The sequence below is a fragment of the Bacillus sp. FSL W7-1354 genome (assembly GCF_038002405.1).
Classification (GTDB): Bacteria; Bacillota; Bacilli; order Bacillales; family Bacillaceae; genus Bacillus; species Bacillus paralicheniformis.
Genome location: NZ_JBBOCL010000001.1, coordinates 864227 through 878857, shown reverse-complemented (window position 1 = coordinate 878857; position 14631 = coordinate 864227). Strand labels below are relative to the sequence as shown.

General features: G+C 47.1%; 13 protein-coding genes. All 13 read right to left on the bottom strand.

Annotated features, from left to right (window positions below):
- Positions 1-11: 11 nt before the first annotated feature.
- Positions 12-803 (bottom strand): YmfK family protein, encoded by a 792-nt coding sequence (locus MKZ04_RS04585; protein WP_003181917.1) that lies wholly within the window; start codon positions 801-803, stop codon positions 12-14.
- A 247-nt stretch (positions 804-1050) separates the two neighbouring features.
- Positions 1051-1308: a DUF3243 domain-containing protein gene (locus MKZ04_RS04580; RefSeq protein ID WP_020451452.1), complete on the bottom strand. Its 258-nt coding sequence runs from the start codon at positions 1306-1308 to the stop codon at positions 1051-1053.
- A gap of 70 nt (positions 1309-1378) precedes the next feature.
- Positions 1379-2110, bottom strand: a complete 732-nt coding sequence (ymfI, locus tag MKZ04_RS04575; RefSeq protein WP_341045386.1) for an elongation factor P 5-aminopentanone reductase — start codon at positions 2108-2110, stop codon at positions 1379-1381.
- 87 nt (positions 2111-2197) lie between these two features.
- Entirely contained in the window at positions 2198-3484 is a 1287-nt protein-coding gene (yfmH, locus tag MKZ04_RS04570; protein ID WP_020451450.1) for an EF-P 5-aminopentanol modification-associated protein YfmH, read from the bottom strand.
- Positions 3481-4761: an EF-P 5-aminopentanol modification-associated protein YfmF gene (yfmF, locus tag MKZ04_RS04565; protein ID WP_020451449.1), complete on the bottom strand. Its 1281-nt coding sequence runs from the start codon at positions 4759-4761 to the stop codon at positions 3481-3483. Before yfmF ends, yfmH begins: the two co-directional genes overlap by 4 nt.
- A 139-nt stretch (positions 4762-4900) precedes the next feature.
- On the bottom strand, positions 4901-6106 hold the full coding sequence (locus MKZ04_RS04560) for an MFS transporter (RefSeq protein WP_149208610.1): 1206 nt from the start codon (positions 6104-6106) through the stop codon (positions 4901-4903).
- Positions 6107-6244: 138 nt separating this feature from the next.
- Positions 6245-6970, bottom strand: a complete 726-nt coding sequence (locus tag MKZ04_RS04555) for a GntR family transcriptional regulator (RefSeq protein ID WP_020451447.1) — start codon at positions 6968-6970, stop codon at positions 6245-6247.
- 132 nt (positions 6971-7102) lie between these two features.
- A complete protein-coding gene (locus MKZ04_RS04550) occupies positions 7103-9451 on the bottom strand; it encodes a DNA translocase FtsK (protein ID WP_146873749.1) in 2349 nt (782 codons plus the stop codon).
- 119 nt (positions 9452-9570) lie between these two features.
- Positions 9571-9786: a YlzJ-like family protein gene (locus MKZ04_RS04545; protein ID WP_003181904.1), complete on the bottom strand. Its 216-nt coding sequence runs from the start codon at positions 9784-9786 to the stop codon at positions 9571-9573.
- Positions 9783-10529: a ClpP family protease gene (locus MKZ04_RS04540; protein WP_020451445.1), complete on the bottom strand. Its 747-nt coding sequence runs from the start codon at positions 10527-10529 to the stop codon at positions 9783-9785. The genes MKZ04_RS04545 and MKZ04_RS04540 overlap by 4 nt, the downstream gene beginning before the upstream one ends.
- Positions 10530-10631: 102 nt before the next feature.
- A complete protein-coding gene (rnjB, locus tag MKZ04_RS04535) occupies positions 10632-12296 on the bottom strand; it encodes a ribonuclease J2 (RefSeq protein ID WP_020451444.1) in 1665 nt (554 codons plus the stop codon).
- A 147-nt stretch (positions 12297-12443) separates the two neighbouring features.
- Complete coding sequence (gene dapA / locus MKZ04_RS04530; protein WP_020451443.1) at positions 12444-13313, bottom strand: 4-hydroxy-tetrahydrodipicolinate synthase; 870 nt, start codon at positions 13311-13313, stop codon at positions 12444-12446.
- A 30-nt stretch (positions 13314-13343) separates the two neighbouring features.
- The gene (dapG, locus tag MKZ04_RS04525) at positions 13344-14558 is read right to left on the bottom strand and encodes an aspartate kinase (RefSeq protein ID WP_020451442.1); all 1215 of its coding nucleotides are present in this window, start codon (positions 14556-14558) and stop codon (positions 13344-13346) included.
- Positions 14559-14631: the final 73 nt, after the last annotated feature.

Sequence of the window (14631 nt, the reverse complement as noted above, 5' to 3'; positions counted from 1 at the left end):
CACCTTCCATTTTAAAAATCAAAGCCGGAAAAACCTGAATGGTCAAACATCTGCGGTTCTTCAGCATGTTCATATGTAATCACCTCATCGGGGCTGTTACGCAATTCGATGATGTAATCAAAATCGTCCATCGTATATTCCGTATTTTGCACGAAAATGTCCGGATGCTCGACAACTTTGGTCGCAGGCAGCCGCATGATCTCACTGACGAGCTGCAAATGGCGTTCAGATCCTCTTCTCGTCGACACAATGCCGTCCAAAATGAAAACATTCTCCGGACTGTACTCATCGGCAATCAGCTGGCTTCTGATCGTTTGCTTCAGCAGTGTCGAAGAAACAAAAAGCCACCTTTTGCTTGCACAGACACTTGAAGCGACAATTGATTCCGTCTTGCCGACGCGGGGCATTCCCCTGATCCCGATCAGCTTGTGCCCGTCTTTTTTAAACAGCTCAGCCATAAAATCGACAAGCAAGCCAAGCTCGTCGCGTTCAAACCGGAACGTTTTTTTATCGTCTGCATCCCGCTGGATATAGCGGCCGTGCCTTACAGCGAGACGGTCACGAAGCTTCGGCTCGCGGAGCTTCGTCACTTTAATCGTATCCATCGTGTTCAGAATCGATTCCAGTCGCTTAATCTGATCTATATGACGGCATTTTAACAAGAGGCCTCTTCTTTGAGTATCGACGCCGTTAATGGTCACAATATTAATTGAAAGCATCCCCAATAAAGAGGATATATCTCCCAGAAGTCCGGGACGGTTGACTTGTATTTCATATTCTAAGTACCATTCGAGCTTTGCCAAATGATAACCTCCCTACCCATCATCGTGGCAAAAATTTACCTTCCTTTATCATAAAGCATTTTGTCTCAATTAGAAAGCAGAATGTTGTGATTAAATAAGAAAAACGTCCGTTTCCCATAATCGGGAAAAACCCGCTGTAACGGCGCCTGGATGATGTTTACCCTATCGGGGCGGAAAGCAAACAACAAAAGCGGTGCCGCTGACAAAGCCGCGCCTATAAAAAAGAGAGAGTGAACACACTCTCTCCTTAATGCGAGCCGTTGTTTTCAACAAGCTTAACCATCACATTCGCAATGGCGCGCTGCTCTTCTTCGGAAGCCACGCTCCAAAGGTCCGCGAGCACTCGTTCTTGATGGTTTTTTGAATCAACCTCACCGGCCAAATAATCGCCGATCTCATATGCGAGATCTGAGATGGTTTCGTTTGACATTCCTCTTTCTTGGGCATAGTTCAAACGGTCGCCCAAAAAGTTTTTCCACTGATCCCAATTATCCAGTACGGACATATCAGGCCCCTCCATTCTCTTGAAGTTACAGCCTTATTATTCTCTGGGGGACCGCAAACTATACATGTTTTTAACAATGCCAGCCGCCATTAACTGACAAAATTTGACCCGTGATATAAGATGCCTTAGCCGAGAGCAGAAACAGCACGGCGTCCGCAACCTCTTCGGCTTCGGCGAGCCTTCCCATCGGAATCTCATCGGCGATCATCTCTTCTTCCTCTTTTGAAAACGAGCCCATCATCCTTGTTTTCACAGCGCCCGGAGAAACGGCGTTGACTCTGATGCCGCTTGGCGCAAGCTCTTTTGCGAGGGCTTTGACAAACACATTTTGCGCGCCTTTTGTCATGCTGTATAAAACTTCGCACGACGCCCCTGTTTCACCCCAAATGGAGCTGACAGCTACAATTGCGCCGGATTTTTTCCTGATCATCGCCGGCAGCAGATTCCTCGTCAACAGAAACGGGCTTGAGACATGGAGCTGCACCATGTCCTGCACAGCCTCATCAGTCATGTCTGTCACAAGCCCGCGAAAGCTTTGACCGCTGTTTAAGACGATGCCGTCAAGCGCCCGCCCGCCGATGGAAGCGGAAACGGCTTTTGCGCCGCCGGGGTCGGCTAGGTCGCCGTGAATGATTTCGGCGTGAATGCCGTATGTATGTGACAGCCTTTCTGCAAGTGCTGCGGCTGCCTGCTCATTTGTATGGTAATGGAGGAGAAGATCATACCCGTTTTGCGCCAGCTTTTCGCTGATGCTTTGCCCGATTCCGCCGCTTGCACCGGTGATAAGAGCGAGTTTTGTCATACTATGTTTCCACCTTTCCGTTCAAAAGAAGAAAGGTTCAGCGTGCATCGGAAAATCTCCTGACACGCTGAACTTTCAGACCTTGCTTTATGATTTTGGAACGACTTTGCAGACGGTGATTCTGTCTTCTTCGATTTCTTCCTGGATGACGCGGTGAACGTCCTCAAGCGTAATCGATTCGAGTACAGTGACGATATCAAACAGACTCGTCTCCAGAAAAGCGTACCGTGTAAACTGGTTGGCGATATACTCAGGCGAATTCATCGATTTTAAGAAATTGCCGATTTTTTTCTTTCTAGCCAGCTCCAGCTTTTCGGCTGTGATCGTTTCTTTCGCCTTGAACAGCACTTGTTTCAGCTCCTCGGCAAGCTTGTCGGGCTCAGGCGTATCGCCGCCGACAGAAACGAAACCAAATCCGTGTTCTTCAGTATAGTCATAGCTGAATGTCTCATCGATATATCCTTTTTCATAAATTCTTTCATAATCGCTGGAGCTTTTGCCGAACAGGCACTCGAGAATGAGGTTGATGGTCAGCTCATGCTTCAGCAGGGCTTCTCCCGTATTCATCGGATGAGCGCTTTTTAAACCGACGAGGCACTTTGAGCTTTGAACATTCATTTTAATTTCCTGTTCTTTTTTGAATACGGCTCCAGGCTCTTCAACTTCTTTGCGAACGATTTCAGGCTGGTCTGTATACGGCTTTTTCTGCTGATTTTCGCGGACCTGGCGGATGATCGCTTCGGGATCGACCGGACCAACGACAAACAGCAGCATATTGCTCGGGTGATAGAACGTCTCATAGCATTCGTACAAAAGGTCTTTTGTAATATGCGAGATGCTTTCGATCGTGCCTGCGATATCAATCCGGACAGGATGCTCCTGGTACATGTTTTCGATCAAGCCGAAAAACAGACGCCAGTCTGGGTTGTCGTCATACATGTTGATTTCCTGCCCGATGATGCCTTTTTCCTTCTCAACCGTTTTTTCCGTAAAGTAAGGGTCCTGCACAAAATCGACGAGCGTTTCCAAGTTTTCTTCCACGTTGGACGTGCTCGAAAACAGGTAGGCCGTTCTGGTAAAGGAGGTAAACGCATTTGCCGAAGCTCCCTGCCTGCTGAATTGCTGAAAAACATCGCCGTCTTCTTTTTCGAAGAGCTTATGCTCCAAAAAGTGTGCGATTCCGTCAGGCACACGGACCATTTCTTCTTTTCCGAGCGGGACAAATTGATTGTCAATCGATCCGTATTTTGTTGTAAAGACCGCATATGTCTTGTTAAATCCTTCTTTCGGAAGAACATAGACATCGAGGCCGCCAGGCATTTTTTCGTAATATAATGATTCCTTCAGCTGTTTAAATTCGATCGTTTTCGTCAAGATGCTCCCTCCGTCCCTTTGAGAAAGTACGTTGTATCCAAATCGATTTTCTTCCCGACTTCGATAATCTCGGCTTTTCTGACGTTGTCGATTCGTCCAAGCCAGTCTTCAAGAGAAAATTCGGTTTGGGCGGCAGCCTGCTGATAAATAAATTCGACTAAGCCGTACGGTGTATCAAGCGTTTCAAGAATCTGGTTTTTAATGACCGCTTTCGTCTGGTCGATCGCTTCTTCTGTAAAGCTGCCTTTTTTCATTTCCTGGAACTGCTCCTTGATGATGTCGACGGCTTTTTGATAATTGCCGACTTCAATCCCCGACATCACCATCATCAGCCCTTTAAAGCTTTCGATTCTGGAAGCCGCATAATACGCAAGGCTGGCCTTTTCCCTGACATTAATAAACAGCTTTGAATGTGAAAATCCGCCAAACAAACCGTTAAACAGCTGAAGCGCCGGATAATCATCATCCGTAAAATGCGTTCCCGTCCGAAATCCCATGTTCAGCTTGCCTTGCTTGACATCCGCATCCTCGACGACTTCCTGAGGCTCCTTTGCGCGGATTTGCTCAAGCTTGGGAACGGGTCTCAGCTCCCGCTCGTTTACTTCGAAGTATTTGGAAATGTACGAATCCACCTGCTGTTCATCCACATCCCCAACGACGTAAATGTCGAGCTGGTCTTCTGTGACCGCTTTTTGATAAGCTTCATACAGGCTTTGAGGCGTGATGCCGTCCACATCATCAAGCTCTCCGTTGACGTGAAGCGCGTATGGCTCATCTTTGCACATCACCTGAATCAGCCTCAAATTTGAATAACGCATTTTGTCGTTATATACCGCCTGTATTCTTTGCTTTAGTGTGCGTTTTTCCTGAGACACGTACAGCGGCAGAAAAGCTCCGTCTTCAAGCGCCGGCGAAAAAATGATCTCTGACAAAAGCTCGAGCCCTTTTTCCAGAAGCGGTGTCTGATCCTTTAAAAATTTTTCGTTTGCGATATCGAGCCTGAATGTAATAACATGCATTTCCCCTTTTTTGGAGAGATCGCATGATACGGAAGTGCCGTAAAGTTCATCAAGATACATTCTGAGTTCTGAAGTTTTGGGGCGGGTGCCCGTTCCCCGCAAAAGCACATGCGGAAAAAGCGCCCTCTCTGTCACATCTTCCTTTGTTAAAGGAGCAAGCATTTTAAAAATAATCGAGACGGTTTTGAATTTTTCCGTTTTGACGATGTGGCTTGTCAATCCGCGGTGCTTTCTTTTTATTTCGTTAAGGTATGTCATATAGAACCTCCTTCGTCCTTGTTTATATTATGTATTATGACCACATTTCAGCATATGCGCTTGGACTGTATGGTTGTAATTATATCAACTGGAGGAGATTTAAGGAAACTAAAAACCTTATGAAAAAGACGGTGCAGATTTACACCGTCTTTGCCGCTTCACTTTCGTCTTCTTTCGGGTCGATATTAAACAGCACAAGCGCTAAGGCGGCTAAACCGCACAAAAGCGATACGATGAATATCAGCCAATCCGCATTTGTCATCATATAGGCGAAAACCGGCGGTCCGAGCGCAACCCCGATAAACCGCATACTGTTGTAAAACGAAGATATCGTGCCGCGTTCTTCTTTTTCAATTCCCTCGGTAATCAGCGCATCCAAAGAAGGGAGTGCAATTCCGATCCCGATGCCGCCGATGGACATAAATAAAAACAGCGGGTAAAAGCTGTGGTTCCACCACAAACCGGCAAACGACAGAGACAGCAGGACCATGCCGGTCAGTACGCAGGCCTTCATTCTGATTTTGTCGTTTCCGATCAGCTTTCCGGCAAGGTAGGAGCTGACGGAAAGGAAAAGCAGCGGAATGCTGAGAAGCGCTCCTTTTGCAATCCCGTCAATTTGATGCTGCTTCTCCAATGTATCCGACAGGTAGAAGAGAACTCCGAATAAAAGAAACATAATGATCCCGCCGATGACAAAAATGGAAACAAGCCATCGTCCTTCCCGTTTAAATATCTCCTTTACGTTTTTTGCGAAGTTTTTTAATGTTTGCTTTTCATCATCTTTGTCCTTCGGTTTGGGAACAAAGAACAAGACGAGAAAAAAGCTGGCAAGAGACACGACCGGAATAAACCAAAATGGCATGTACCAAACCCAAGATGCTAAAAAAGCCCCTAATATCGGGCTTAATACTTTACCGGCAGTATTGGCCGTCTCTATATCTCCGAGTCCCGCGCTGATTTCTTCATCATTTTGAAAAAGATCGCCGATAAACGGCATGACGATCGGCGCTGCGCCGGCTGATCCGATACCTTGAAGGACGCGCCCGGCTAAAATCATCGCAAACGGATCTTCGAAAAAAGTTGAAGCCAAACCTGCCAAAGCTCCTCCAGCTCCCGCGATTACAAGACATGGGAGCATGATCTTTTTTCTTCCGAACCGGTCTGACATATAGCCGGTAATCGGGATGCATAAAATCGCCACGATAGAGTAAACCGTGATGATCAGCGACACTTGGAACGAAGAAATGTTTAATTTTTTTTCGATCATCGGCAAAACCGGAATCAACATCGAATTGCCTAGCGTCATCACAAGCGGGACCGAAGACAGCGCAACAATGCTTTTCATGTCTTTTTTTCTGCTCAACTTTTTTTCACCCAATTCATCAGTATTTCCATCTGTTATTGTTCCGTGTTGCGGGCTTATTTATGTATGGGCGCTAATGGGCAAAAAAAAAACAGCCGCTCCTAATCGAGCGCCCGTATATCAAAAACGTTTTCTGACGACGTGAAATCTGAATTTATCGGCCCGAAAATAGTTTAAAGAATATAAAACGGGCTTATCGTTTTGGTCATAATGAGTCTGTTTGAGCAGCAGCAAAGATGTTTCAGGATCGCATTCGAGAATTTGAGAAATGGTGTCGTGATACCCGATCGGCACAATATCGGCAACAGCATAGCTGATCACGGCGCCGGATTTGTCCTCAAGCCATTCAAACATCGATTCCTGCTCGTGTGAAAAGCCTTCCGGGAGGATATCCACAGGTATTTTATCAAGACAGTAGACAACAGGCATTCCATTTGCCGTTCTCACCCGCTCAAGCAAAAAGATCTCGGTTTCTTCCGCATATTGAAACCGGAGCATATCTTCTTCGGTAGGAGCGGTAACCTGTGAAGACATAAAAATGGTTCCCGGCGTCATGCTTGCCTGCTCGATCATTTTTGTGACGCTGTTCAGCTGCTCAATACCAGATAGAAATAACGGTCTGGCATTTACAAAGCATCCGACCCCGTGCCTTCTGATGATGACGTTTTCTTCTTCCAGCATTCTAAGCGCTTCACGCAAAGCCGTTCTGCTCACACCAAGCATCTTTGACAGCTCAAACTCAGACGGGAGCCGTTCATTCTCGCAAAAGACCCCATTTTGAATATCATCTTTTATCCGATCAATCACTTTTAAACATAACCGTTGATTGTCAGCTTTTATCGACATGTTTTCCCTCCGTCTGACAGATCAGATTCAAATTACCTTTAATTGAGGATAACTATATCATGTTTTGTCAAATAAATAAATAGACGTTTTCCAGTTTACATAATGAAATTATGTAAAACAAGAACTCTCTTCTTAAGAAGAGAGTTCTTCATATTGCTCTTTTGACAAGAGGACTTCACGGGGCTTTGAACCTTCATAAGGGCCGACGATTCCCCGCTCTTCCATGGCATCGATAAGCCGCGCCGCTCTTGTGTAGCCGATGCGGAATCTCCTTTGCAGCATGGACACGGACGCCGTCTGCATGCTGACGACAAGCGCAACCGCTTCGTCGTAAAGATCGTCTGTCACTTCGCTGACCGTTTCCTGCGTCTCTTCTGGAATCATTTCTTCTTGGTATTGGGCTTTTTGCTGGGTGATGACGTGATCGACAACTTTTTCAACTTCTTCATCTGACAGGAAGGCCCCTTGGACGCGGAGCGGTTTGTTGGCGCCGACAGGCAGGAACAGCATGTCCCCTCTGCCGAGAAGTTTTTCAGCGCCTCCCATATCAAGAATCGTTCTGGAGTCTGTCTGCGACGATACGCTGAAAGCGATCCTTGACGGAATATTGGCTTTAATAACCCCTGTAATGACATCGACCGAAGGCCGCTGCGTCGCGATGATCAGATGGATTCCCGCCGCCCTTGCCATTTGCGAAAGCCTTGTGATCGAGTCTTCCACATCAGAGGAAGCGACCATCATCAGGTCGGCAAGCTCGTCCACGATCACAATGATGTATGGCAGCTCCGGCTGCTTTGCTTCTTCTGCGGCATTCATCCGTTTAATATAGTCGTTATACCCTTCGATATTTCTCGTTCCCGTGTGAGAAAACAATTCGTAGCGCCGCTCCATTTCGTTGACGACTTTCTTCAAAGCCTGCGATGCTTTTTTCGGATCTGTCACGACGGGCGCGAGCAAATGCGGAATCCCGTTGTAGACGTTGAGCTCGACCATTTTCGGGTCGATCATCATCATCTTCACTTCGTGGGGCTTTGCCCTCATCAAAATGCTTGTAATAATCCCGTTGACACAGACGCTTTTCCCGCTTCCTGTCGCTCCTGCAACAAGAAGATGGGGCATTTTGTTCAGCTCTGCCAATACAGCTTCTCCGGAAATGTTCCGGCCGAGTCCTATCATCAGCTTTGCATCCGGCCGGTCATTCAGTTTCGATTCGAGCACTTCTTTCAAGGAAACCATCGCGACTTCCGCATTCGGGACTTCGATTCCAATCGCCGATTTTCCGGGAATCGGGGCTTCGATGCGGATATCTTTGGCCGCGAGCGCAAGAGCCAAGTCATCACTTAAATTGACAATTTTGCTGACTTTGACGCCCACATCAGGATAGACTTCATATTTCGTTACGGCCGGGCCGAGATGAACCTGGGTGACTTTCGCCTTAACTCCAAAGCTTTGAAACGTCTTTTCCAGCTTCCTGGCATTGTCGTAAATATTCTTTTTATCCGCCTGCTGCCCTGTGTGCTTCGGCTCATCCAGCAATTGAATCGACGGAAGCTGATAATCCTTGTTTTCAAGCTCTGTGAACGTGATCTCGGGCGCGCCTGTAGCCTGCATGTCCTCACCGGCTTCAGGCTCAGGAGAATGCTCGGCAGGGGCAGGCGCCTGAGCTTCGTACGCTTGAACTTCGGGTTTTTCATCACGGTCGGAAAAGCTTGAAATAATCGGTTCTGACTGAATCACCGGATCTGGATCAAGCTCCGCTTCTTGTACAGGCTCTTCAGACACTTTCGGTTTTCTCTGCGCCTTTTGTTTTTTTCCTGATTTCTTTTTGGGCGAGCTGCTTTTCAATTGTTTAATGTCTGCTAAAAAGGCCTGCCACTGGTTTTTAATGAAGGAGGCGACCGGGGTCATCCATTTGATCAGCGTCTCCTGCAACGAACGGTCCGTAATCAAAAGAAGGCCGATCAAGATCAGGAAGACGGCGATGATTTTAGACCCTGCAGATGCAAACAGAAAGTATGACGCCGCAAATAAAACCGCTCCAATCATTCCGCCTCCAAGATCAGGTGATCCTGTCTCGCCTTTTACATCCATCAGAAACAGCTCCCACGTATTTTGGATTACGCTCGGAGACTGAACGATTCCCCTTTCGGTCAAATGCTGAAACAGCTGGACATGGGAAAGAAGCAGCATGCTTGCGATGATGCAGTAAAGGCCCGCTTTTCTCCTTGTTAAAAAACTGGGTGTTTTCTTCTTCCAAAATAAAGACACACCCGTTAAAAAAAGGCCGAGAAAGCAAAGGATGAACCATTCACCGGCGAAAAAGCGGAACATGTAAATGAACGTTTGTCCTGCTACGCCAAGCTGCAAAATCGCAATAATCGAGATGGCGATACAGATTAATCCGTACAATTCAAATTTAAGATGAATCCGTTTTTTTCCTTGTTTTTGTTTCTTTGTTGATTTTCGTTTTCTTTTTGCCATGTTCCATCACCTTACTGCGTGTTAAAAAATGTAAAAACAAAGAGAAAGCAGCCTTTTTTCGGCTGCGATTTTCCTCTGGATTCCCCTATTATAGCATATTTATCCTTGCGACACTTCAGCTATTTATAAAATGTCAGTTTAAGCGTCTGCCCAGGTGCTGTTTCTTGTTTTAAAAAATCCATCGGGTTCGTGCTGAGAACTTGGACGACTCTTGCTTCCTCTCCGTTCATTTCGACTAAAAGGGGCACGCCGTTGACATCGATCTGTTTTAAGTTCGAGTTTTCCGCCTGCCCTGCGAACACGATTTCCTGCGGCATTGTTGTATACAGAATCATTGGATCATCCCTTCCTGGGCGCCTTTGTTTTGTTCGATTAATTCATTCAGCTTTTGAATCGCCTGTCCGACTCCGCCGGTTTCATCGATTAATCCGTATTTCACGGCATCGTTTCCTACGACATTCGTCCCGATATCGCGGGTCAAATTGCCTTTTGAAAACATCAGTTCTTTAAATTTGTCTTCCGATATGTTCGAATGACTTGTCACGAAATTGATGACCCTTTCCTGCATTTTATCGAGATACTCAAATGTCTGCGGCACACCGATGACAAGCCCTGTCAGTCTGACCGGATGGATCGTCATCGTCGCTGTTTCAGCGATATAGCTGTGGTCGCAGGACACCGCAATTGGAACTCCGATTGAATGTCCGCCGCCCAGCACGATAGAGACCGTCGGCTTTGACAGAGACGCCAGCATTTCCGCAATCGCGAGACCCGCTTCAACGTCTCCTCCGACCGTGTTTAAGATGATGAGCAGCCCTTCGATTTTAGGATTCTGCTCTACTGCAACGATCTGGGGAATCACGTGTTCATATTTTGTTGTTTTATTTTGGGGAGGAAGCTGTACGTGACCTTCAATTTGCCCGATAATGGTCAGACAGTGAATGTTGGTATCCTGACCCATTTGCGGGAGTGTCGTTTCGCCGAGCTGCTGGATTTTGTTGACGAGACTGTCTTTTGCGTCCGGCTTAGCCGGCTGCTCCCCCTGGCTGTCCCCGTTTTGTATCCGGTTTGAGTCCATCTGGCTCACCTCTTTCTCGAGTTTCTTTTGTATTATGGACAATGGCGTTTTTTTCATTCAACGCAAAAGGCATGAAAAAAAACCAAGAGAAATCTCTTGGTTTTATACTTCCATGATGATTGGAATGATCATTGGTTTTCGTTTCGTTTTTTCGTATAGGAACTGGTTTAGTGCGTCACGCATCGCCTGTTTTAAGGCGGACCATTCGACGACGGCGTTTTCTGTGCTTTCGTTGACGAGTTCCCTGACAAGTTCCGTCGCTTCAACGATCAGCTGTTCAGATTCTCTGACATAGACAAAACCTCTCGTGATAATTTCGGGTCCTGATACAAGATGTTTTTTCTTTTTATCAAGGGTAATCACAACGATTAAGATTCCGTCCTGGGACAGAAGACGGCGGTCTCTGAGCACGATATTGCCGATGTCGCCGACACCGAGTCCATCGATCAAAATATTGCCTGAATGCACTTTATCGCCGATTTTCACGTTTTGTCCGCGGAATTCCACGACGTCTCCTTTTTCAATCAGGAAAATGTCGCTCCGTTTCATACCGATTTCTTCGGCAAGCTTGGAATGCGCTTTTTGCATTCTGTATTCACCGTTTACGGGGATTAAATACTTCGGCTTCAGCAGGTTGAGCATCAGCTTCAGTTCTTCCTGACAGCCATGGCCTGATACATGGACGCGTTTTTGGGCGAAAACGACCTGCGCGCCCGCTCTTGTTAAGAGGTCGACCGCTTTGGAGTAGACAAGCTCCTGACCCGGAATAGGGGAGGATGCGATCAGGACGGTATCCCCTTTCTCAATGTCGAGCTGCTTATGCCCTTGTTTTGCGATCCTGGTCAATGCGGCGAGCGGCTCTCCATGGTTGTCCCCTGTCAAAATCGCGACTTCTCTTTTCGGATACTTTTTAACTTCCTGGACAGGGATGAACAGATCTTCATCTGCCGTGACATACCCGAGCTTCATCGCCAGCTGGAGTATCGTCGAAATATTTTTTCCTGAAACCGCAAGCTTCCTGCCGTTTTGGAGCGCAGCATCAATGACCTGCTGAATCCGGTTAAAGTTAGACGCGAACACGGCAATAATGACGCGGTTTTCGGCATTGTACATTACATCGGATATCTCTCCGCCGACGACTGCTTCTGAAGGCGTATAGCCCGGTTTCTCAGCATTGGCACTGTCGGAAAGCAGGCACAGCACACCGCTGTTGCCGATTTTGGCAATTTCGCCGATGTCGCTTGTCTGGTTTAAAACAGGTGTCTGGTCAAATTTAAAATCGCCAGTGCACACGATGGACCCGAGGGATGTTTTAAAGCTGACACCGACGGAATCCGGAATGCTGTGATTTGTTTTAAAGAATGACACCTTTGTCGATTCAAATGTAATAACAGATTTTGAATGAATTTCTCTTAAATCGGGCTTTTTGTTTACACCGTACTGCTTCAGCGTTTCCTTTAAAAGGGCGAGCGTCAGCTTCGTTCCGTAAACAGGCACAGAAAGTTTGTTCAGGCAGTAAAATACGCCGCCGATGTTTTCCTCATGCCCGTGTGTGAGAAAAATCGCCTTTACGCGGTCAGATCGTTCAATTAAATATGAAATGTCAGGAATGACCACATCGATACCCAGCATTTCATTTTCTGGATGCATGAGACCGGCGTCAACCACGAATATGTCAGAATCGATTTCAATGACATAAAGGTTTTTTCCGATCTCTCCGACGCCTCCTAAGGCGATGATTCTAATATTTTCTGTATTTTTTTTCAAATTGTAATCCTCCTAATCTAAGTACCCGTCCATCATCACTTGTCCCTATTATACCTGAATCTAAATTTAGAAAACAAGAACCATTATGTATATGACAAACGGTCATCCCCTCCAAAAGAGAATGACCGTTTTCGTCCGTATTGTTTTTTACAGGCCGTTCATCAGGCTGCTTAAACGGAGTCGTTCATCTTCATTTAGCGGAATCAAAGGGAGCCGGACGGACCCGACATCAAGACCCTTCAGCTGAAGAGCCGTCTTTAATGGAGACGGATTCGGTGCGGCAAAAAGCCCTTTCATCAGCGGAAGCAGCTTTTGGTGGATCAAAGCAGCCTGAGCCGTGTTCCCCTCTGTATAATGTTTGATCATTTCCTGCATTTCCGGTCCGATGATATGTGATGCAACGGAAACGATTCCTCTCGCTCCTACGGACAAGGCCGGCAGTGTCAGGCTGTCATCTCCTGAATAAACGGCAAAGTCCTCAGGGGTTTCAGCTACGATTTTTGTAATCGCATCTAAGTCGCCGCTCGCTTCTTTAATCGCAATGATATTCGGGATCTCCGCAAGGCGGATCGTCGTTTCCGGTGCGAGCGAAGCAGCCGTTCTTCCCGGTACATTATAAAGCATGACAGGCAGTGACGTTTCCTCCGCAATCGCTCTGAAATGGCGGTACATGCCTTCCTGAGAAGGCTTGTTGTAGTACGGAGTGACGAGCATGACGGCGTCAGCGCCGGCTTCTTCAGCTTTTTTCGTCAGCTTGATCGACGCTTTCGTGTTGTTGCTTCCCGTGCCGGCGATGATCGGGACGCGGCCTGCCGCTTCCTTGACGGAATATTGAATGAGCGCTACCTTTTCTTCTTCGGAAAGCGTCGGCGATTCTCCGGTTGTTCCGGCAACCACCAGGGAATCCGTCCCATTGTTTATTAAATAATCGATCAGCTTTGACAGTTTTTGAAAATCGATATTTTCATTTTTGTCAAAGGGCGTAACCATTGCGGTTGCGATATTTCCGAAATTCATTTTTTTCACCTCATCATGATTCAATCATATTTATTTTGACAGTTCAAACACTTCATGCAACGCATTCACGGCCGTCGCCATATTTTTCTCGTGCACGAGCACCCATATCGTCGTATGGCTGTCAGCAGACTGCAAGATCGGAATGCCTTTTTCTGATAAAGCGGTAACGATTTTTGAGGTAACGCCCGGAACGCCCATAATTCCCGCGCCAACTGCTGACACTTTCGCGCAATTTCTTGTCACGGCCGGTTCATAGCCCAATTCTTTCAGGATGCCAGAGGCGCGGTCGGTCATGTTTCCAGCCACCGTGTAGACAATTTCACTTGGTGTAATATTGAAGAAATCGACGCTGATGCCGGCATTCGCCATCGCTTTAAACACTTCAGTCTGTACGTTATATTGTCCTTCTTTTGCCGGGACTTTAAACTGTGTCACGTCTTTCACATGGGCGATGCCAGTGATAAGCCGCTCAAAAACGTCGCTTCCGGCTTTTGAGTTGTGATGGCTTGTGACGAGCGTGCCCGTCTCGTTTGAATAGGTTGAACGCACGCGGATCGGCACTTTCGCCTGCATTGCGATTTCAACGGCTCTCGGGTGGATCACCTTGGCCCCCTGATAGGCTAAATTACAGATTTCCGTATAGGTAATCACAGGCAGCGGCTTCGCTTTTTCAACGATGCGCGGATCAGCGGTCATGACGCCTTCGACATCTGTATAAATATCGATAAATTCCGCGTCCAGCGCCGCGCCGAGCGCAGCGGCCGATGTATCGCTTCCGCCGCGGCCGATCGTTGTAATGTCCCCTTTTGCAGTCGCGCCTTGGAAGCCTGCGACGACAACCGCATCATGGTCGGCCAGCATGCTGACAAGCCGCTCCGGCTTCATTTCGAGAATCTTTGCATTCGTATGGTTGTTGTCCGTTAAAAAGCCCGCTTGCGCACCGGTTAAAGCAGCTGCTTTAATCCCGTTTTCCAAAAGCATGCTGGCGAACACAACAGAGGAAATCGTTTCTCCGCATGATAAAAGCATATCCTGCTCGCGCTCGGTAATCGTATCCTGTCCGCCGTAAAGCAGATCAAGCAATGAATCAGTCGCATACGGATCGCCTTTCCGGCCCATGGCCGATACGACGACAACCGCTTTGTATCCTTCATTGACCGCTTCCTGAATATGGCTTAAGGCAAGCTTTCTGCCGCGGTCATCTTTTACAGACGTTCCGCCGAATTTTTGAACGATGATTTTCACTTTATTTCACTCCAAGTTGATTTCGGACGTAACAGAAGAGAGCAGGCTTTCATTTTTGCCTCACTCTCTTCTC